This window comes from Paractinoplanes hotanensis (genome assembly GCF_023717965.1).
GTDB lineage: Bacteria > Actinomycetota > Actinomycetes > Mycobacteriales > Micromonosporaceae > Actinoplanes > Actinoplanes polyasparticus.
Genome location: NZ_JAMQOL010000014.1, coordinates 1 through 19,945, shown reverse-complemented (window position 1 = coordinate 19,945; position 19,945 = coordinate 1). Strand labels below are relative to the sequence as shown.

19 protein-coding genes are annotated in these 19,945 nt (G+C 69.2%); 17 read left to right on the top strand and 2 right to left on the bottom strand.

The features are described 5' to 3' along the window. Positions 1 to 519 precede the first annotated feature (519 nt). The 6 genes from LXN57_RS11435 to LXN57_RS11410 all read left to right on the top strand — a co-directional run bounded on the left by LXN57_RS11435 (position 520) and on the right by LXN57_RS11410 (position 7,773). The gene (locus tag LXN57_RS11435) at positions 520 to 1,059 is read left to right on the top strand and encodes a SigE family RNA polymerase sigma factor (RefSeq protein WP_251798027.1); all 540 of its coding nucleotides are present in this window, start codon (positions 520 to 522) and stop codon (positions 1,057 to 1,059) included. Next, the gene (locus tag LXN57_RS11430; protein ID WP_251798026.1) at positions 1,056 to 2,051 is read left to right on the top strand and encodes a hypothetical protein; all 996 of its coding nucleotides are present in this window, start codon (positions 1,056 to 1,058) and stop codon (positions 2,049 to 2,051) included. Before LXN57_RS11435 ends, LXN57_RS11430 begins: the two co-directional genes overlap by 4 nt. A gap of 147 nt (positions 2,052 to 2,198) precedes the next feature. Then, on the top strand, positions 2,199 to 2,867 hold the full coding sequence (locus LXN57_RS11425; RefSeq protein WP_251798025.1) for a hypothetical protein: 669 nt from the start codon (positions 2,199 to 2,201) through the stop codon (positions 2,865 to 2,867). A 496-nt stretch (positions 2,868 to 3,363) separates the two neighbouring features. Continuing rightward, positions 3,364 to 4,377, top strand: coding sequence for a LacI family DNA-binding transcriptional regulator (locus LXN57_RS11420; RefSeq protein WP_251798024.1), 1,014 nt, complete (start codon positions 3,364 to 3,366; stop codon positions 4,375 to 4,377). A 77-nt stretch (positions 4,378 to 4,454) separates the two neighbouring features. Beyond that, positions 4,455 to 6,278 (top strand): RICIN domain-containing protein, encoded by a 1,824-nt coding sequence (locus LXN57_RS11415; RefSeq protein ID WP_251798023.1) that lies wholly within the window; start codon positions 4,455 to 4,457, stop codon positions 6,276 to 6,278. Positions 6,279 to 6,306: 28 nt separating this feature from the next. After that, a complete protein-coding gene (locus tag LXN57_RS11410) occupies positions 6,307 to 7,773 on the top strand; it encodes an arabinofuranosidase catalytic domain-containing protein (protein WP_251798022.1) in 1,467 nt (488 codons plus the stop codon). A gap of 47 nt (positions 7,774 to 7,820) precedes the next feature. On the opposite strand, the gene LXN57_RS11405 is transcribed toward LXN57_RS11410, so the two are convergent. Further along, positions 7,821 to 9,803, bottom strand: a complete 1,983-nt coding sequence (locus LXN57_RS11405) for a sensor histidine kinase (protein WP_251798021.1) — start codon at positions 9,801 to 9,803, stop codon at positions 7,821 to 7,823. Then, the gene (locus LXN57_RS11400; RefSeq protein ID WP_251798020.1) at positions 9,734 to 10,321 is read right to left on the bottom strand and encodes a sigma factor; all 588 of its coding nucleotides are present in this window, start codon (positions 10,319 to 10,321) and stop codon (positions 9,734 to 9,736) included. Before LXN57_RS11400 ends, LXN57_RS11405 begins: the two co-directional genes overlap by 70 nt. On the opposite strand from LXN57_RS11400, the gene LXN57_RS11395 reads away from it, so the two are divergent. From LXN57_RS11395 to LXN57_RS11345, 11 genes are all read left to right on the top strand, one after another. Continuing rightward, the gene (locus tag LXN57_RS11395; RefSeq protein WP_251798019.1) at positions 10,211 to 10,762 is read left to right on the top strand and encodes an RNA polymerase sigma factor; all 552 of its coding nucleotides are present in this window, start codon (positions 10,211 to 10,213) and stop codon (positions 10,760 to 10,762) included. The genes LXN57_RS11400 and LXN57_RS11395 overlap by 111 nt on opposite strands. Continuing rightward, a complete protein-coding gene (locus tag LXN57_RS11390; protein ID WP_251798018.1) occupies positions 10,759 to 11,637 on the top strand; it encodes a zf-HC2 domain-containing protein in 879 nt (292 codons plus the stop codon). Before LXN57_RS11395 ends, LXN57_RS11390 begins: the two co-directional genes overlap by 4 nt. After that, a complete protein-coding gene (locus LXN57_RS11385; protein WP_251798017.1) occupies positions 11,634 to 12,329 on the top strand; it encodes a hypothetical protein in 696 nt (231 codons plus the stop codon). The genes LXN57_RS11390 and LXN57_RS11385 overlap by 4 nt, the downstream gene beginning before the upstream one ends. After that, on the top strand, positions 12,326 to 13,141 hold the full coding sequence (locus tag LXN57_RS11380; protein ID WP_251798016.1) for an ABC transporter permease: 816 nt from the start codon (positions 12,326 to 12,328) through the stop codon (positions 13,139 to 13,141). The genes LXN57_RS11385 and LXN57_RS11380 overlap by 4 nt, the downstream gene beginning before the upstream one ends. Positions 13,142 to 13,173: 32 nt before the next feature. After that, complete coding sequence (locus LXN57_RS11375) at positions 13,174 to 14,082, top strand: ABC transporter ATP-binding protein (protein WP_251798015.1); 909 nt, start codon at positions 13,174 to 13,176, stop codon at positions 14,080 to 14,082. A gap of 64 nt (positions 14,083 to 14,146) precedes the next feature. Next, positions 14,147 to 15,472, top strand: a complete 1,326-nt coding sequence (locus LXN57_RS11370) for an NYN domain-containing protein (protein WP_251798014.1) — start codon at positions 14,147 to 14,149, stop codon at positions 15,470 to 15,472. Between the two features lie 400 nt (positions 15,473 to 15,872). After that, complete coding sequence (locus LXN57_RS11365) at positions 15,873 to 16,877, top strand: magnesium and cobalt transport protein CorA (protein WP_251798013.1); 1,005 nt, start codon at positions 15,873 to 15,875, stop codon at positions 16,875 to 16,877. A 25-nt stretch (positions 16,878 to 16,902) separates the two neighbouring features. After that, the gene (locus LXN57_RS11360; RefSeq protein WP_251798012.1) at positions 16,903 to 17,424 is read left to right on the top strand and encodes an Lrp/AsnC family transcriptional regulator; all 522 of its coding nucleotides are present in this window, start codon (positions 16,903 to 16,905) and stop codon (positions 17,422 to 17,424) included. Between the two features lie 290 nt (positions 17,425 to 17,714). After that, a complete protein-coding gene (locus LXN57_RS11355) occupies positions 17,715 to 18,077 on the top strand; it encodes a hypothetical protein (RefSeq protein ID WP_251798011.1) in 363 nt (120 codons plus the stop codon). Between the two features lie 196 nt (positions 18,078 to 18,273). Then, complete coding sequence (locus tag LXN57_RS11350; RefSeq protein WP_251798010.1) at positions 18,274 to 18,978, top strand: alpha/beta fold hydrolase; 705 nt, start codon at positions 18,274 to 18,276, stop codon at positions 18,976 to 18,978. A gap of 5 nt (positions 18,979 to 18,983) precedes the next feature. After that, positions 18,984 to 19,868, top strand: a complete 885-nt coding sequence (locus LXN57_RS11345; protein WP_251798009.1) for a DUF5996 family protein — start codon at positions 18,984 to 18,986, stop codon at positions 19,866 to 19,868. Positions 19,869 to 19,945: the final 77 nt, after the last annotated feature.

Below are 19,945 nucleotides of genomic sequence, written 5' to 3'. Positions count from 1 at the left end.
TTTTCGACGATGCGGCAGTGTCCGGTCGTGGAGAAGGCATTCACTGTAAATCGCCCCGGATGCATTACCAAGGCAGGAATGACGTACGGCATCGATCTGGTGAATCGGTTGGCCTCGATGCAGATCCATATCATCTGGACGGGTGAATCGGCCGTGACACCGCACTGGAGGCGGACTAGGGTCCCGATGGCCGCTGTCTGCCCGCGGCGAGATTTATATCTTGAGTCGATTCCGATAAGACGGCCGTAACCGATTGGCGGCTCGCTCGTTGTCAGCCGGTTTCGCTTTAAGCCCGGTCGGCGCCCGCGGTCGGTCCCGCCGTTCCTGAGGGCGCCCGCACCGACGACGCCGACCAGCGCCGCCGGATCCTGTACGTGGGGGATGCCGCGGTGCTGGACGGCTGGCGACAAGGTGCTGGCCGCCAGCATCACCGCCGATGCCGGGCGCTGAGCTGCGGACTGAGGAAAATGTTCTGGGTGGGGCCCCAACCTTTCTGATGCTCGTTACGTCTGGGAGATCATGAAGTTCAGACGAGGCCGGGATACTGACGAGTCCTTCACCGCGTTCGTGGCGGCTCGCTCCCATCGGCTGATCGCGCATGCCGAATTGCTCTGCGGGCACCGCGAGCAGGCTCGGGACATCGTGCAATCCGTTCTCGTCCGCGCGTATCAGCGGTGGTCGCGCATCGAGCACGACGATCCGTACGGGTACGTGCAGCGCTCCGTCACGAACGCGGTCACGGACTGGTGGCGTACTGCGCACCAGCGCCACGAACGAGCGGTTGATGTCGTTCCCGAGGTGCCCGGACGCCAGGACAACGCGCTCGAAGATCGCGGAGCGCTGCTGGCCGCACTGGACCTGCTCACCAACCGTGAACGCGCCGTCGTCGTGCTGCGCTACTTCGACGACCAGGCCGAGCGGGACGTTGCCACGATCCTCGGCATCAGTGTCGGAACGGTCAAGTCGACCTGCCACACGGCTCTGCGCAAGATGCGTATCGCGCTCGACGACGAGGTTCCCAGTCCTCAGTCCTTCCACGGCACCAAGGAGCAGTCATGACCTTCGCCCCGGATGACCTGCGCAACGCCATGAATGACCTGGCCCGCAGCACCGACCCTCTCGAGCCGGGTCCCATCCTGCGGTTCGCCAAGCGCCGCCGCGCCCGACGGCGTCTCGCCGTCACGGCCGCCGCTGCCGCTCTGGTCGCGGTGGCCGGTGGCATCGCCGCGCTGCGGCCCAGTGGCAACGCGCCGATCGTTGCCGGTGACAGCAGGGCGATTGAAGACCTCGACAACTCGCTGCACGGTCTGGAGTCAGGGAACTACGCCTTCACCCGTACCGGCGCGTACATGCTCACCGACATCGTCGGCGCTCAGGTCGACGTAGCCGACGGCTACGCGGTCGAGTACGGCAACAAGATGTCCCTCATGCAGGTCGGAAACACGACGTACCTGAAACCGCCCGGCGAGGGCACATACGCAGGTTCCCGTGCCCTGGACCAGATCAAGAGCGCCGGGCTCCCTCAGGCCGAGGTCGATCGGTACGCGGCGAGCATCGCCCAACTGAACGGCACACGCTGGCTGCGCGTCGACCAGCAGCGCCTTGAGAAGGCAGCCCAGGTCGACGAACAGAGCTCCCTGGACTACACCGCGCCCGCCCCCACCGCGGACAAGCCGGATATGACCGGTGCCGACGCGCTGGTCAGCGCGGTGATGACCGCAGAACGGACCGGTGACACCATCACCGGCACCCTGGACGCCACCAAGGTCAACGGTGAGCTGGGCCTGGTCATCGACGAACCGGCAAGCTACTACGGCCCACCGGCCACATCGATGAGGTACCAGGCCACGCTCGACGCGCAAGGCCGGCTGACCAGCTTCACGCTCAACCTCCCGGCCACGCTCGCGTCCCAGGCCGCGGACAGCCGGCCCGAACCGCCGCTTGCCATCACCGTCACCCAGTACGGCGACGTCGAGGCGCCGCAGGCTCCGCCGGGTGCTGAGAGCATCACCGAGCTGACGTACGAGCTGCTCGCCCGGGACAACGACTGATCACCGGCGCGCGGCTGAGGAGCTTCCGGGACCGGAAGGACATTGACGTTGATCGAATAGTGTACGTAACGTGATGCTGGCGTTGTAGTCGGTGACCGGGGGTGGGCGATGTCGCGCAGGACCGGCAGGCCGGGGTCGAGTAGGCCGATGCCCGTGGTCTCCAAGGCGGGGCGGATGCCCGGTGGGATGCTGCGCGCCGCGATCGCACCGCTGGTAGCCGCGGCGGTGGGTTTGTTCATCGGTGTGCTGGTGGCCAGCCCGACCGACACCGACACTGACACCGACGCGGCCATCGCCTCGCTGCAGGAGGACGAGGCCGAGCGAGACGCCACTCAGATCGTCGAGCTGACCGCGTTGGCTCGCAGCACTGCGGAGCAGGTCAAGCCGGTGGTGGCCGGGCTGCGGTCCGCGTTGCCGGCCGCGGACGCGGGTGCTGGGGGCACCCAGTCGGTCACCGACCAGCAACTGTCGCAATGGAAGCAGATCATGGTGCGGCAGGTGGAGCGGCACAAGGACACGCCGTCGGGCAGCACCGCCACCAACGTCGCCCGTAATGGTCTGCGCAACGCGGTCAGCCAATTGTCGCTCGCGCTCGATACCTTCGCCGCGGCGCGTGCGCTGCCGGCCGCCCATCAGGCGCCGTTGCTGGCGGTGGCGTCGCGGCAGCGGTTGCTCGCGGTCAACGACTGGTCGGTGGCGGCCACGCAACTCGACCAGATCAACATCGACGCCGGCAACGGGCACCAGCACGTCTACCTCACGGACTCACCGGAAGGTGGTGCGAGCGTCGGCGACGGCGCACCCGAGGGCAACTGACAGGCGTCGGGCGTCGACCGGGCAACCCGAGGCTCCGGCTCATCTGGGATCGGTCAGCTCGCCGTGCACCGGCGTAGCTCTATTGAACTTCCCGAGCTCGACGGTGAGGATCTGGTGCACTTCGCGCTGGAGAACGCGCTGCCCGCTTCATCGCCGATCTACGTTCCCGCGGTGTGCGGGTGCCCCGGGATGTGAAGAACCAGCTCGTGGAGTAGTTGTCGCGGCGCGGCCGGCGGGCGGACCACGAGAAGCGTGGCCGAACGTGCGAATCGATTCGACAGTCGGTTCGTGGGCCGGAAGACGTCGATCGCGTCCGGGCAACCGCTCCCAGGACCAGTATTGTCGCGTTCTGAAACCTCCTGGTCATCGACTCGGCATGCTATTGACATCGGTAGATGTCGATGCCTAGCGTCAGCCGCGAACCGATTCGACGCGAACCGCCGATCGTCCCGGCAGCGGCCTGAGTCGAGCTGCAAGGTCAGCAGGGGAGGTGTTCATGAACATCGGGGAGATCGCCCGGCGGGCCGGGGTGTCGCGCAGCACCGTGTCGTACGCGCTGAGCGGACGCCGGTCGGTGAGCACGGAGACCAAGCAACGGATCCAAGCCGTGATCGACGAGATCGGCTACCGGCCGAACGCCGCCGCCCGGGCGCTGAAGGAGGGCCGTACCCGCACGCTGGGGCTGGTCATCCCGCCGGCCAGCCTGCGGCTCACCGACATGCAGCTCGGTTTCGTCGCGAGCGTCGTCGAGGCTGCCGCCCGCACCGATCTGGACGTGCTGCTCTCCCCGTCCGGCGGCGACCACGACCGGTCGTTCGAGCGGCTGATCTCCGGACGGCGGGTCGACGGGGTCATCCTCATGGAAATCCGGCTCGAGGACGAACGCGTCACCCGGCTGCAGCGCGAAGGACTCCCGTTCGTCACCATCGGTCACACCGCCCATCCGCACGGCACCTGCTGGGTCGACGTCGACTACGCCACGCTGGTCGCCCGTTGCGTGCACCACCTCGCCGATCTCGGTCACCGCAGCATCGCCCTGCTGAACCGTTCCGCCGAGCTGCTCGCGGCCGGCTACGGCCCGGCACACCGAGCGCAGGCCGGCTTCGCCGAGGTCGTGCGCCGGCGTGGCCTGACCGGGATCGAGCTGCCGTGTGCCGACGACCCCGCCGCCGGTACGGAGTGGCTCGAACAGCTACGCGAGCTTCACCCCGACGTCACCGCCATCACCACGATCAACGAGGCGGCCCTGCCCGGTCTCCAGCGCGGCATCGAGCGCCTCGACGTCGCTGTCCCGCGCGAGTTGTCCATCGCCGGGGTCGCCGCCCGGCACTGGGCCGAAGGCTTCCGTCCTCAGCTCACCGCGGCCGATGTGCCCGCGCTGGAAATGGGCGCACACGCCGTGGAACTGCTCCTCGAACGGATCGCGGCACCCGCCGGTCCACCGCGTCACCTGTTGCTCGCACCGCCCATCTCGCTGCGCGACAGCACCGGGCCCGCCCGCACCGACTGAACCGTCCACCCGCTCCGGGACGAGCCGCCGGCTCCTCCCGCGACTCCTGCTGTCCTCGTTCCCCCACCGGAGGCACCGTGAGACCCGCATCCCCGGCCCGTGTCCGTGTCGTCCGCATCCTGGCCGTCGCGCTGGCCGCACTCGGCGTCCTGGCCGCACCGTCGCCGGCCCGCGCCGACGACCAGAGCATCAGCGTCAACTTCGCCGCCGCCACCACCGCGCCGACCTACCGGGCATCCGGGTGGATCTACGGCATGACCGAGACCGGGGCCGCGCCGCCCGACCATTTCTTCACCGACATCAGATACCAGGCCATGCGGGCCGGGGGCGCCCAGCTGCCGGGCAGCGGCTGGGTCGGCGGCGGGTACGACCGCCGATGGAACGCCACCCGCGCCCAGATGCAGCGGACCAAGGCGCTCGGCGGCAAGTTCGTCCTGCTCGCCCACGACCTGTGGGGCGCCGACGGCGCCGCCATCGCCCGCTTTCCCGGCGACAACGGCGACTGGACCGACTACAACAACTTCCTCAGCCGGGTCATCAACGACGTGAAGGCGACCGGCGTCCCCGTCGAATGGGACATCTGGAACGAGCCCAACCTCACCCTGTTCTGGAACCGCACCCAGGCCCAGTATTTCGAGCTCTGGCGGCGAACGTATCAGCGGCTGCGGACCGACATGCCGGGCACCCTGATCGTCGGCCCGAGCCTGGCCGGCGTGCCCACCACCACCTCCGGCGCCTGGTGGAACCAGTACCTCGACTACGTCAAGGCCAACAACGCGGTGCCGGACATCATCAGCTGGCACTCCCTGCCCGGGGACCCGGTGGCCAACGTCGCCGCGGCGAACACCACACTCGACTCCCGCGGCATCGCGCACACCAGGCCGTACCAGATCAACGAGTACGGCGCCTCGAACGAGCAGAACCCCGGCGACGGCGCCTGGTACATCACCCGCCTCGAACGGGCCGGCGCCGACGGTCTGCGGGCCAACTGGGCCAGCGGCGGCAACCTGCACAACGACCTGGGCAACCTGCTCACCCACAGCTCGGCCGGCCAGTACCAGCCCAAGGGCGAATGGTGGGTCTACCGCTACTACGCCCAGCAGACCGGCACCGCGGTCGCCACCACGGCGTCGGCCGGGTACGACGCGTACGCCACCAAGTCCGCCGGCACCGCCAAGGTCCTGGTCGGCGGCGGCCGGACCACCGGCAACATCGCCGTCAGCCTGCAGGGGCTGAACACCGCCAGCGGTGTCGTGGTCAACAATCAGGCGCGCGTGCGGGTCCAGCGCATCCCGTTCGACAACGGCGGCGCGGTCGCCGGCCCGACCACCGTGCAGGACCGGGTGGTCACGCTCAACGGCAACGCCACGACGGTGACCATCGCCAACAACACGGTCACCAACGCCTACACCATTACGGTGCTGCCGCCCACCGACGCGAGCTTCGCGAGCGTCGCCGTGGTGCAGCACAGCGGGCAGTGCCTCGACAACACCGACCTGCGCACCATCGACGGCAACCAGCAGCAGCAGTTCTCCTGCGAGGGAGGCGACCAGCAACAGTGGATCTTCCGCCCGGTGGCCGGGGTCGCCGACACGTACACGGTGGTCAATCAGCAGAGCGGCAAATGCCTTGACGTCAATGGCGTGTCCACGGCCGACGGCGCCGCCGTGCACCAATGGACGTGCCTGAGCGGGGCGCAGAACCAGCAGTTCACCCTGCGCCGGGTCAGCTACGCCGGCAACGACCCGCACGACTACCAGCTCGTCGCCCGGCACAGCGGCAAGTGCGTCGACGTCAGCGGCGTCTCCACCGCGGCGCGCGCCCTGGTCCACCAGTGGACCTGCAAGCCGGCCTCGCAAGGCAGCCCGCTCAACCAGACCTGGCGCCTTCTCGGCCGATGAGCCTCTTCTCCAGTGATGAGGAACTGCTATGACTGATCGATCGCTTCGCAGCCCACGCCTCGTCGCCCTCGCCGCGGTCCTGAGCCTTGTGTTCACCGGAGCGGCCGCCGCGTCGGCCGCCACCGTCGGAACCCCCACCCGCATCGTCGGCGGCCAGTCGGGCCGCTGCCTCGACGTCCCGAATTCCGCCACCACCAACGGCCTGCAGACCCAGCTGGCCGACTGCTCGGACGCCACCGGTCAGACCTGGACGTACACGAGCGGGAAGCAACTGACGGCGTACGGCAACAAGTGCCTGGACGCCTCCGGCCGCGGCACCACCAACGGCACCGCCGTCATCATCTGGGACTGCAGCGGCCAGGCCAACCAGCAGTGGAACGTCAACGACAACGGCACGATCACCGGGGTGCAGTCCGGACTGTGCCTGGACGCCAACGCGGCGGGCACCGCGAACGGCACCAAGATCATTCTGTGGGCCTGCAACGGCCAGTCCAACCAGCAGTGGGCCCAGGTCAGTCCGGGTGGCAGCACCGGCGGAGGGCCCTGCGACATCTACGCGGCCGGCGGTACGCCATGCGTAGCCGCACACAGCACGGTACGAGCCCTCTACAGCTCCTACCGCGGCCACCTGTACCAGGTCCGGCGCGGTTCGGACAACGCGACCCGGAACATCGGCACGCTCAGCGCCGGCGTGGCCGACGCCGCGAGCCAGGACTCCTTCTGCGCCGGCGCGACCTGCGTGATCACCGTCCTGTACGACCAGTCCGGCCGCGGGAACGACCTGTGGTATCAAGGTTCGTCCGTGGTACCCGGCTCGCCCCAGAGCTCGCCGGCGGTCGCGACGACCGAGTCGCTGATCGTCGGCGGCTCGAAGGCCTATTCGCTCTACATCAAACCGGGAAACAGCTACTGGCGCGACGGGCACCTGACCGGTGTCCCGACCGGCAGCGCGCCCGAGGGCATGTACATGGTCACCAGTGGGACGCACGTCAACAGCGGCTGCTGCTTCGACTACGGCAACAGCGAGACCACCCGCAAGGCCGACGCCGCCGGCGCCATGGACGCGATCTACTTCGGTACGAGCTGCTGGTTCGGTGGCTGCTCGGGCACCGGGCCGTGGGTGCAGGCCGACCTTGAATGGGGTCTGTTCCCGGGCGGCAGCAGCACCTGGAACGCCAACCAGCGGGCGTTCACGAGCAAGTTCGTCACCGCGACGTTGAAGAACAACGGGACGTCCCGGTTCGCCATCAAGGGCAGCAACGCCCAGACCGGCGGTCTCTACACGCTGTGGGACGGCGCGCTGCCGCCGGGCTACAGCCCGATGAAGAAGCAGGGTGCGATCGTGCTCGGCAGCGGCGGTGACTGCTGCAAGCCCGACGGCGGCGCCAACCAGAGCGCCGGCACGTTCTACGAAGGCGCCATGGTCTCCGGCTACCCGTCGGACGCCACCGAGAACGCCCTGCAGGCCAACATCACCGCGGCCGGCTACCGCTGAGCTTCCCGCAGCACTCCAGAGAGGACTGACTCCCCGTGGTGGCTCGGTCAGGGCGCCGTGTCGGTATGTGCGGCAGCATGCTGCGGCCGGCGGCCGTTCCGTGCTGCCATCCCGACGAGCCGGGAGGCGTCCGACCGTCTCACCGAGGCGACCTCGGGCGCCGTCTCGTCGGCCGGGACGGCCAGCGCCGCGGGAAGGGTCATCATCGCGCGGATGCCGCCACCGACGGTGGGGCCGAGGGTCACCCTGACCCCCTGCTGGGCGGCCAGAGTCGCCACCACGAACAGGCCCAGCCGGGCGCTGTCGGCGGGGTCGAACTCCCGCGGCTGCGCCAGCCTCCGGTTCGTCTCCTCGATCGCGGCGGGCGACATCCCGATCCCGTGGTCCTCGATCTCCAACACCGTCCCGTCCGGGCCCCGCCGGGCCGACAAGCTCACCGACGTGTCCGGCGCGGAGAAGGCGGTGGCGTTCTCCAGCAGCTCACCGATCAGATGGCCGAGGTCGGTGACAGCGTGCCCGGGTACTTCGGCGTCCATGATGGGGCCGGTCACGATCCGCTCGGCGTGCTCCATCTCGCCGGCCACCCGAGCGACGATTCCGGCGAGCGATTCGGCGCCGAGCCCGCGCCGGCTCCGCGCGGAGCCCGACAGGATCACCAGATGCTCGGCGTGACGGCGCATCCGGACGGCCAACTGGTACGCGCGGGCGTCGCCCAGATTCACCGGGCCGAGGGCCTCGATCTGCCGGTCCAGCAGCGCCTGATTGCGCCGGGCGACGTTGACCAGAATCTTGTTCATGTCGTACCGCACGGCCGCTTCCCCGGCCGCCGACTCGACCGCGCTGAGGTGCACGTCGGTCAGCGCGGCGCCGACCTCCGCTATCTCGTCGTCGCCCAGCTGCAGGCGCAGCGCTTCACGGTCGACATCGATGCGCTCGCCGGCCCGCAACCGGCGGACCAGCTCCGGCAGCCGCTGGCGGGCGAGCTCGGTGGCCGCCGTCCGGAGCAGGAACAGCCGCCGTACGACCGAGCCCCCGATGCGCACGGCGATCACCAGCGACACCACGATGGCGATCAGGCCGAGCAGGCCGGAGACGCCGAAACGAATCAGGATCCGATCGCGGGCGTCCTTGGCGAACTCGACGGCGTGGTCGTAGCCGTCCGCCATGAAGCCGAACAACTGGTCTATGGCCGGGGTCGAAGTCGCCTTCCAGACCTCCCGGGTGATCGCCACCGGTCCGCCGGAACGTCCCGTCCCGATGATCTGGTCCTCGGTCGTTCGCAGCGCCGCGAAGGCCGGGCTGCTCAAGATGCTCTTGAACCGCGCCTGATCGGGCGCCGGCAGGGTCGAACCGGCGGTGGGGATCTGGAAACGCAACGCCCCGACGATCTGGAGCAACTGCAGATACTCCCCGCTGCCGAAACGACCCGCCGCGGTGGCGCCGCTCAGCAGCGCGTCCTCCTGATAGAGCAGCTCCCCGGCCCGGCGCATGGCGACCATGGTGCGCATGACCCGTTCCACCAGCGGTTCGCTCGAGGCCGCGGCCGCGTTGGAAACACTGAACGCGTAGCCGATGATGCTGGTGTAGCCGCTGAGGACCGAGGTCGGGGTCGCGTCCCGGGCGTCGACCCGGGCCCGCATCAGGGTCAAGGAGTTGAGGCTGGTGGCCATGTCCGCGAACCGCGCCCGGGTGATCTCGGCGGAGAATCCGCTCCCGCCGTAACGACGGGAACGGTCCTGGAAATGCGCTATTGCCGCGTCGGTCGCCACTCTCCGGGTACGCAGAGCGTCGGCGTCGCTGTTGGACGTGGCCAGGAACTCCACCGACTGGGTGCGCTCGCGCTGCAGGGCGGCCACCATCCGGTCGCACGGCAGGCTCACGTTGTCCCGCGTGTTGTACGTGTCGCGCAACGCGGTCGCGTCGGCGAACGAAGCCTTCACGTCGATCACCCAGAGACCGGTCAGCGCGACCACCGGCACCAGCAGGGCGAAGACGATCTTCGAGCGAATGGATCTCGGTTTTCTTCGCATGCGACCTCAATCGGGCAGATGGCGTGGCGGCCCTCAGGGTCGGACGGCAGGACCACTCGAAATCCGAAGTGGAGTACGGCGTTTCGTCCTGCCCGGTTCGCTTCAGCCGCCGGTTCCCACTCTCCGAGAACCGAGACGCGCTCGTGTTCGCTGTTCAGTGGGCGAGGTGGAGAGGACTCCACGGTGTGTTTGCGGTTCCGGCACCAGCCGCGCCGCGATTCGTTGATCAGGATGCGGCGGACGTAAGCCGACGGACTGTCGGCCCGCTGGACCTTGCGCCAATTGCTGTAGGCCTTGGCCAAGGTCTCCTGGACAAGGTCGTCAGCAGCAACCCGCGGATTTCGTACGGACTCGTCTGAACCTTCCGCCCCGGCGGCTGCTACCCACCTGGAGTAGGGGGTGAGCGGATGGATCCGAGCAGTGACGACGCGTTGCTGCGGTCGATCGCGGCCGGTGACGCCGCCGCGCTGTCCCGGCTCTACGGGCGGTACTCCGGCGCGCTTTTCGGCTATCTGCACCGGCTGGCCGGCGACCGGATGACCGCCGAGGAGATCCTGCAGGACACGATGCTCGCGGTCTGGCGGTCGGCCGGCGCCTTCGAGGGGCGCGCGAAGGTGACGACGTGGCTGTTCGGCGTCGCCCGCCGCCAGGCGCACAACCGGCTACGCGGCCGGTTCGCGCCCGAGCCCGCCGACGCCGACCTGCCCGACCGGCCCGATCAGGGCGCCGGCCCGGAGGACCTCGCGATCGCGGCGGCCGGAGGAACCCCGGTGGCCGCCGCCATCAACCTGCTCCCCGTGCATCACCGGGACGTGATCGCGCTGGTGTTCGTGGCCGGCCTGCCGCTCGCGGACGTCGCCGAGGTGCTCGCGATCCCGGTCGGCACGGTCAAGAGCCGGCTGTATCACGCTCGGGCCGCCGTCGCCGCGGCGCTCACCGCTCAGGAGGTGCCCGAATGAAGGACCTGTTGCCCGCGTACGCCGCCGGCTCCCTCTCCGGACCGGACCGCGACCGGGTCCGCGCGCATCTCGCGGGCTGCCCGCGCTGCCGCGCCGACCTCGCCTCCTGGCAGGCCATCGCGGTGGCCGCCGCGCCGGTTGCGCCGCCGCCCGACCCGGCGTCACTGGTGCGGACGGTGCTGAGCCGCAGCACCATCGAACCCACCGTCCGCCGGCCCCCGCGGCGGGTGCGGCACCTCGTCGCGCTGGTCGCTGCCGAGGCACGGCTGATCCGGCCGGCCGCGCCGATCGCCTCGGCGCTGGTGATGGCCCTCGGCGCGGGACTCGTGCTGCTGCGGACCACCGCCGGCGCGGACCTGACGCTCTCCCTGATCGCGCCGATCGTCGCCGCCGCGGGGGTCGCGGGCACCTATCGTTCCCGCCGCGACCCGGCCGCCGAACTGCTCGCCGCCACACCCACCTCCGGGCGGCTGCTGCTGCTCGTCCGCATCGCGCTGGTGTTCGGCTACGACCTGGTGCTCGCCCTGGGCGCCTCGGCGGTGCTGACCGCCACCGGCGCGGCGGGAGCGGACGGCCTGAACGAGCTCGTCGGCGCGTGGCTCGGGCCGATGGCGTTGCTGTCCTCGGTCAGCCTGGTGATCGCCGTCTTCCTCGGACCGGACGCGGCGCTGGGCACGGCCATCGGGTTGTGGGCGGTCCGGGTGCTGGCGGGCGGCGTGCTGCTCCCCGAGGACTGGCCGGCCCGGTACGTCATGGAGGTCTGGTCGACGAACGCGCCGGTGCTCGTGGCCAGCGCCGCCCTCGCGATCGTCGCGGTGACGATGTCCGCCCGCGGTGAACCTCACGGCGGCGGACGCGCTACCCATCCGATGTGAGACCACTGACCCTCTGGCGGTACGAGATGCGCCGGGCAGGCTGGGCGGCCTTCCTCGGCCCGCCCCTCGCCCTCGCCCTCGGCATCACGGCCGCGCTCGCGAATCCGGAACCGACCGACCCGACCACCGCCCGCATCCTGCTCGGCGCCCTGGAGATGGCGATACCGCTCGCTGCCGCGGTCGCCTGTTCCTCCCTCGTCGGCCGGGATCCGGCCCGCGAGCTCCAGCTTGCCTCGCCGACGCCGTACCGCGTCACGCTGCTGCGCCGGATGATCGTGACGCTCGGCTGGGCCGCGGCGGTCGCCGTGCCGGCGGCGGTCGTGCTGATCGCGACCGGCTGGTGGGCCCGCTGGCCGGAGAATCACGGCGCGTTCGCCGGCCAGCTCACGTGGCTGGCGCCCACCGTGGGCCTGAGCGGCCTGGCCTTCGCCGCGAGCGCCGTATTCCGCAGCCCGGGCGCGGCCGGCGCGCTGGTCACCTCGGTGTGGGCGATCCAGCAGTTCTTCGCCGGATCGGCGCAGGCGAACCTGCCGGGCCGGCTGCTCTACCTGTTCGCGACGACCCGGGGCGTGGCGCCCGGCGACTGGACCGCGAACCGCCTGACGTTGCTGGGCGCGGGCGCCGCGCTCATCGTGGTCGCCCTGGTGCTGCTGGGCCGCTCGGAACGCCTCATCGGCGAGGAGGACGAATGACCGCCTTTGTTGCCGGCCTCCGGTACGAGTTCCGGATGCAGGTTCGCAAGCGGACGGTGTGGATCGTGCCGGCGCTGACCCTGGTGCTGTTCGTGCTGATCGGAGGCAGCCTGCTGCGGGACCTGTTCGATCCGGCCGAACGGCCGGTCGATCCGCGGACCGCTGTGGTCGGGCTGGCGGTCCAGCTCAACGCGCTGCTCTCGATCGGGTTCGGCTGCCTGCTCGCCGACCGGCTCATCCGCGACGACCGGCTGCGGGTGGCGTCGATCCTGGACGCGACGCCCGCCTCGCCGAGGGCGCGCCTGCTCGGCAAGTACGTGGGCGCCGCCGCCGCGACGGCCATCCCGGTTTCGGTGGCGTACTTCGGCTTCGCCGCGGCGTACGCGGTGGACACCGGAGAGCCCCGGGCGCTGAGCTGGGCGCTGGCCGCCTTCGGGGCGTTGTTCATCCCCGGCCTGCTGTTCGTGGCCGCCTTCGCGCTGGCGGCGCCGCTGGTCATGCCGGCGCCCCTGTTCCGTGTGCTGTTCGTCGGCTACTGGTTGTGGGGCAACGTGGTCTCCCCGGACATGGTGCCGACGCTCGCGCGAACTCTGGTCCACCCGCTGGGCGGTTATCCGCTCGCCGCGTTCTTCGACTTCCACGGCATCGACGGCCAGGACACCTGGGCCGGCCCGATACCCGGTGCGACGCTCAACGCCCTGCGGCCCGACCCGACGCCGGCGCTGGCCTGGCTGTCCATCGCCCTGCTGTTGACCATCGCCGCCGCCGTGCTCGCCGGCGCCCACGCTCTGCGCACGCGCCGCATCCGATAACGAGCCCGCGTCCGACAACGAGAAGGAACTCCATGCGAATCGAGATCTCCGGCCTGACGAAGACGTACCGCGGTGGCGTGGCCGCCGTCGACGACCTCGACCTGGCCGTGCCCACCGGGATGTTCGGCCTGCTCGGCGCGAACGGCGCCGGTAAGACAACGCTGATGCGCATCCTGGCCGGCATCGTGCGTCCGACGTCCGGCCGGGTCACTGTGGGCGAGCACGACCTCGGCACCAGCGCGGGGCGGACCGCCGTGCAGCGTGACCTCGGCTACCTGCCGCAGGACCTCGGCGTCTACCCCGACCTGACCGCGCGGCAGTTCCTCGACTACGTGGCGCTGCTCAAAGGCATGGACGATCGGACCGTCCGGCGCCGCCGGGTCGGCGAGCTGCTGGAGGTGGTGGCGCTGACCGAACACGCGGACCGGCGGCTGCGCGGCTTCTCCGGCGGCATGCGCCAGCGGGTAGGCATCGCACAGGCCCTGCTCGCCGACCCGCAACTGTTGATCGTGGACGAGCCGACCGCGGGCCTCGACCCGGAGGAGCGCATCCGTTTCCGCACGCTGCTGTCCCAGTTCGCCGGCCGGCGAACGGTCCTGCTGAGCACGCACATCGTCGACGACATCGGGCAGACCTGCCAGGAGGTGGCGGTGCTCGCCAGGGGCCGGCTCATCTTCCGTGGCACGGTCGAGGAGCTGACCCGCCGCGCCAAGGGGCAGGTCTGGTCGGTCGTCACGGACGGACCGGCCCCGACCGAGGGGACGGTGGTCTCCGCGCTGCCGCACGACGACGGCATGCGCTATCGGATCGTGGCGCCGTCCGCCCCGAGGCCCGGGGCGCGTCCCCTGGAACCCGGCCTGGAGGACGGCTACCTCGCGGTGGCAACCGGTCGAGGCAACGCTTCGCGGCAGCCGGCTTCGCCGCCAGGACGCCGGCCGTGACCACGGTTGCCCGGGATGCTCCCGGTCCACCGCGGCGCTACCGGCGAGCCGGTAGCGTGCCTTCATGGAACATGTCCGGGCCGCGTTGTATCTCGACTTCGACAACGTGTTCAGTGGCCTCTACAAGATTGATCCTGATGTGGCGATCCAGTTCGCGAACCAGCCCAAGATCTGGCTGGACCGCCTCGCAGCGACATTCTCGCCGGAAGCGCCGCGCCGCTGGCTCGTCCTGAGGTGCTACCTCAACCCGGCCGGTTCCGTCTCTCGCACGGATCCGGCCAGCGACCAGACGCGTCTGTACTTCTCCAAGTTTCGGCCGGGGTTCGTCCGCGCCGGCTTCGAGGTGATCGACTGCCCTCGCTACAGCGGAACCAAGAACGCCGCTGACATTCGGATCGTCGTCGACGCCGTCGACGCACTGTCCGCCGATACCCGCTATGACGAATTCGTGATCGCCTCCGGCGACTCCGACATGACGCCACTCCTGCAACGACTACGACGGTCCGACCGCCGAACGATGATCGTTTCGCCGGCCGACGCCGCCGAGGCGTTCACCACGATCGCCGATCAGGTGCTGGACAGCCAGCGCGTGCTCGCACTGGTCCAGGGCGAGTCCGTCGATATTGACGATGAGCCCGATGACGTGAGCGCCGCCGAGCTCGAAGGAGACTTCGGTGTCGCGCTCGACCGTGATCTGGAGGCTCGGCAGGATGCTGATTCCCGTCGTAGCGCGGCCTACGAGGCCTTCCAATCGATGGTTACGGACGAGTACCAACAGGCGGCAGAACCGGTCAACATGGCCTCGCTGGCTCATCGGATACGGGCCCAGCTCGGCTCAGTGGTGAGCGAAAGCAACTGGTTCGGCTTCGGCAGCTTCGCACGCGCGGTGGCGAGCCTGCATCTGGCGAACCTGAACATGTCGCAGCACCTGCTGTGGGACGCCGATCGGCATTCGCAGCCGGAGTCGGAGGGCGGCATGCCCCGGCGTACGGGGCTTCCTCCCGCCGTCGAGCGGGTCGCCGACCAGCTCAATCTGCCGACATTACCGCAACCATCGTGGCCGGCTGTCTATCGGGTGCTGTCCGACTACGCTCACACCCATGCCTTCAACCTGACGCACTGCACCAGCTGGGCGCGCGACCAATTGCGCGAGCAAGGCTTCGGGGTCAGTCGGAGCGCTGTCGCCTTCGTCGTTCGCGGCTGCTCGTACGGCGGTGCTCCGCTACATCGCAAGCCGGCGCCGACCGCGATCGAGATCGGCGAGGCGTTCATCGACAACGTCATCAGCCGGGCCGAGGCCGAGTTCGTTCTTTCCGACGACGAGAAGACAACCATCCGAGGGTGGCTGGATGGCGAGCGCGAGGACTGGCCGGGCGGGCCAGCGGGCTGATCCGCTCCGCGGTGTGCAGGGCGATGTGATTGACCTGTGGTTGACCACGGCCCGGCGGGCAAGCCTCGCGGACCAGCGCCAGCGCCGGCGTACCCGCGTCGACAGCCGTGGTCATAGCGGTCAGCCACCGCCGTTCGCCGCTCGCCGCCGCACCACCGTCGTCAGCCACATCCTCACTCCATCTCCCCGGATCAGCACCTCCTGGCCGTGGTACGTTCGGCCGTCGTCGGTGAGGGTTGCTTCGTCGCCGAAGCACGTGGCCAGGTCGTCGAGGTCGCATCGTCCGACCGAACTGAAGTAACAGCTGAGGATCTCGGGATATGCGCCTTTCCTTGCCTGCCTCCTCATCGGCGGTACGACCGGCGACTTCCCGGTGCCCGAAGAGTCAGGGTGCTTCCCGATGATTGTCGATCGCGCGATCTACCGGAACGGGCTGCGTACGGCCGAGGAATTCGGGCCGGCGGGCCTGGGTGAGGCAAGCGAGACCGGCGCCGCCTGGGCCTGGGTCGCGCTCGACCGGCCGACCGAGCAGGAGTTCGCGACCGTGGCCGACCAGTTCGGCCTTTACCGGGCCGCGGTGGAGCACACTCTTCAATTGCACCAGCGGCCCCGGCTGGAACGCTATGGCACCACCCTGTTCTGTGTGCTGCGCACGGCCCACTACGTCGACGAATCCGAGACGGTCGAGTTCGGCGAGGTGCACGTGTTCATGAGCTCCGGCTTCGTCGTGACCGTCCGCCACGGCGTGACGCCCGACATGGCCGCGGTGCGCCAGGCCCTCGAGTCCCGGCCGGACCGGGTGCGGCGTGGGCCGGTGGCGGTCCTGCGTGCCGTCCTGGATCAGGTCATGGACGACTACGCGCCGGTCGTCGCAGGGGTGGAGGCCGACATCGACGAGATCGAGGATGAGGTCTTCAACGGCAGCGCCGGTGCGCCCCGGCGGGTGTACCGGCTCTCTCGAGTCGTGATCGCATTCCACCGCGCGACCAAACCGCTGCCACCGATGATCGCCCGCCTGATCGACGAGCCCCTGTTCGATGAGGACGAGCGGCAGTATCTGAGGGACGTGCAGGACCGAGCTTCTCACCTGGTCGAACAGGCGGACGCTTTCCGGCAGCTCCTGCAGAACATTCTCAGTGTCAATCTCACACTGGAGACGAAGAGCCTGGCCGAGATGTCCAACGCTCTCACCGAGATGTCGAACGATCAGAACGAGGTCGTGAAGAAGATCTCTGCGTGGGCGGCCATCCTGTTCGCTCCCACTTTCATCGGCACGATCTACGGCATGAACTTCCGCACCATGCCGGAACTGACGTGGGACCTCGGCTATCCGTTCGCTCTCGCTCTGATGGCGCTGGCCGGGATCTGCCTGTACGTCGTGTTCCGGAAGCAGAACTGGATCTAGTTACCGGGCCCCGACGATGCACGGGGTGACCGAGGATCCAGCCGGGACGTACGTCGCCGGGCGCCGTGAGGCGTGGATAATACGGTTCGTGGACGAACTTGATTCGGCGATCATCGCTCATCTGCAAACGGATGCCCGGCAAACGAACCGTGACCTTGCACGAGCGCTTGGCATCGCGCCGTCGACCTGTCTCGAACGTGTACGAGGCCTGCGGGAGCGCGGGGTGATCACCGGGTTTCACGCGGCGGTCAACCTCATAGCGCTCAACCGCGAGGTGCAGGCGATGCTGCACGTTCAGGTCCGGCCGTTGAGCCGCCGAGTCATCGACGGGTTCAAGGCGTACGCGATGTCTTTGCCCGAGGTGCTTTCGGTTTTCGTCGTGGCCGGCGGAGACGACTTCCTCGTCCACGTCGCCGTGCCCAGCGTCGACAGCCTGCACGCCTTTCTCATGGACAAGTTCAGCGGCCGCCGCGAGATCGCGGGGTTCCGGAGCTCCGTCATCTATCAGCACACTCGGAACACGACCATCGAGTCGCTCACCGTCTGACCAGTCCCGGCGAATCTTGTTCGCCAGATCCGGCGTTTAGGGACTTGTTCCGAACGATATTCGGAGTTGCATAGTTCTCCCGCTTGATCGGCCTACCTTTGGGGCTCCCAGCGAACAAGGGTTCAGCTACCTCAATGTAGCCCTCACCACCAACGCTACGCATCCGCGCGGGACGAGGACGGCCCGTGCAGGCACGACGGATGTGCCGTGCCGGGCAAAGATCGCGGACAGCGGGGCACTCCGGTGCGGAGAGTATCTGCCGGAATCCACCTGACTGGTGGACTCAACGGATGGAAGGCGAATCCTTCTCGACCCCCTTCGCGGGTCTGTTGTTCATCACCCTCGCCGCCGAAGGGCGTCTGGTGCTGGACGCGGGACGTGCCGACGAGCTGATCGCCGGGCTGGAGCGCACTCACTCGTCCGTACGGATCAGGCTGTCGATCCTCCGGCAACGTCAGGCGGGTCCGGCCGAGCGGGTCGTCGAGCTGCCCGACGACGCCTCGCGCGACATCGTCGACGCCGTCTTCGCGGACCAGATAGCGCCCGGCCTGCTGGAGCGGGCGAACGAGGAGATCCCCAAGTACATCGAGGCGCTGCGGGTCGCCCGCCGGCCGCCGCTGCCCGGCTGCCGGGCCGGTTCGACGATTTCCTGAAGATCGCGCCCGGACACTTGCTGCCGTCCTGACGACGAGTCGAGGCGGCAGTGGTATCGGTCAAGGTGGTGGTAACGGTCAAGGTGGTGGACCCCGCCGGCGGCTTGTTCTCCGGACGCCTCGTGATGCTGGGTCTTGACCCTGTTCGAAGAACATGGTGTCTCCTGGGTCGGCCGACCCGATGAAAGGAACTGACTTGAAACCCACCATCGTTCTGGTTCACGGCGCGTTCGCCGAGTCCGCCAGCTGGGGCGGCGTCATCCAGCGGCTGCTCGACGACCGCTACCCGGTCATCGCCGCGCCGAACCCGTTGCGCAGTCTGTCCGGCGACGCCGCCGTCGTCTCCAGCATCCTGAGCACGATCGAGGGGCCGGTCGTGCTTGTCGGCCACTCGTACGGCGGGGCGGTCATCTCCAACGCCGCCGTCGGTCACGATCATGTCAAGGCGCTCGTCTTTGTTGCCGCCTTCGCGCCCGAAGCCGGCGAGAGCATCGGCGCGTTGTCCGGCAAGTTCCCCGGCAGCACCCTGGGCGAGACTCTGCAGGAGGTCCCCCTGCCGGACGGAACGGTTGACCTGTACATCCGGCAGGAGAAGTTCCACAAGCAGTTCGCCGCCGACGTCCCGGCCGAGCGGGCCGCCATCGACGCGGCCGCTCAGCGCCCGTTGAACACCACCGCTCTCAACGAGGGCTCCGGCGAGCCGGCGTGGAAGAGCGTGCCGTCCTGGTTCGTCTATCCGGAGCTGGACTACAACATCCCGCTCGCGGCACACCGCTTCATGGCCGAGCGGGCCGGCGCCCGCGCCGCAGTGGAACTCACCGGCGCGTCGCATGCCGTCCCCGCCTCGGAGCCGGTCGCGGTGGCCGAGCTCGTCCTTGACGCGGCTCGCTCGATCGGCTGACGGCGATGGAGAAGACGTGGCCCCGGTTGCGCGTGGCCGACTGGACCGACACCCGCAACACCCTGCACATGTGGACCCAGATCGTCGGCAAGATCCGGATGGCGTACGCGCCGGCGGTGAACCACTGGTGGCACGTGACGCTCTATCCCACCGCCCGCGGCCTGACGACCTCGGCCGTGCCGTACGACAACGGCGTCTTCGACATCGAGTTCGACTTCGTCGATGACCGGCTGCGCGTGCGCACCAGCGACGGCGGCTCACGCGAGGTAGTCCTCGAACCGAAGCCTGTCGCGACGTTCTACGGCGAGGTCCTCGAGGCGCTGGCTGCGCTCGGCCTGGAGCCGAGCATCCACCCCGTGCCCAACGAGGTCGAGCTCGCGATCCCCTTCGGCGAGGATGACCGGAACAGCTCGTACGACGGGGCGGCCGTGCGACTGTTCTGGCGTCAACTGCAGCAGGCCGCGCGTGTGCTGGGCGTTTTCCGCTCCGAGTTCGTGGGCAAGGCCAGCCCGGTGCACTTCTTCTGGGGTGCGATGGACCTGGCTTACACCCGCTTCTCCGGGCGCGAGGCTCCGCAACACCCCGGCGGCGTGCCCAACTGCCCGCCGGCGGTGATGCACGAGGGCTATTCGCACGAGCTGGCCAGCTTCGGTTTCTGGCCGGGCGGCGGTGAAGAGGGCGCCTTCTACGCGTACGCATATCCGGAGCCCCCGGGCTACCGGGAGCGCACGCAGGCGTTCTACGACAAGACCCTGCAGGAGTGTGTGCTTTCCTACGAGGCGGTGGCCGACTCGGCTGACCCCGACAAGACACTCCTCGAGTTTCTCCGCGCAACGTACGCTGCCGCCGCCGATCTGGCCGGCTGGGACCGCTCCGCCGTGGAGGTCTGACGCTCAGCCCTGAGCCTGTGGTCCCCACCCGCCCGGTCAGTGACGGACGTCGGATCCGACGTCCGTCACTGACCGGG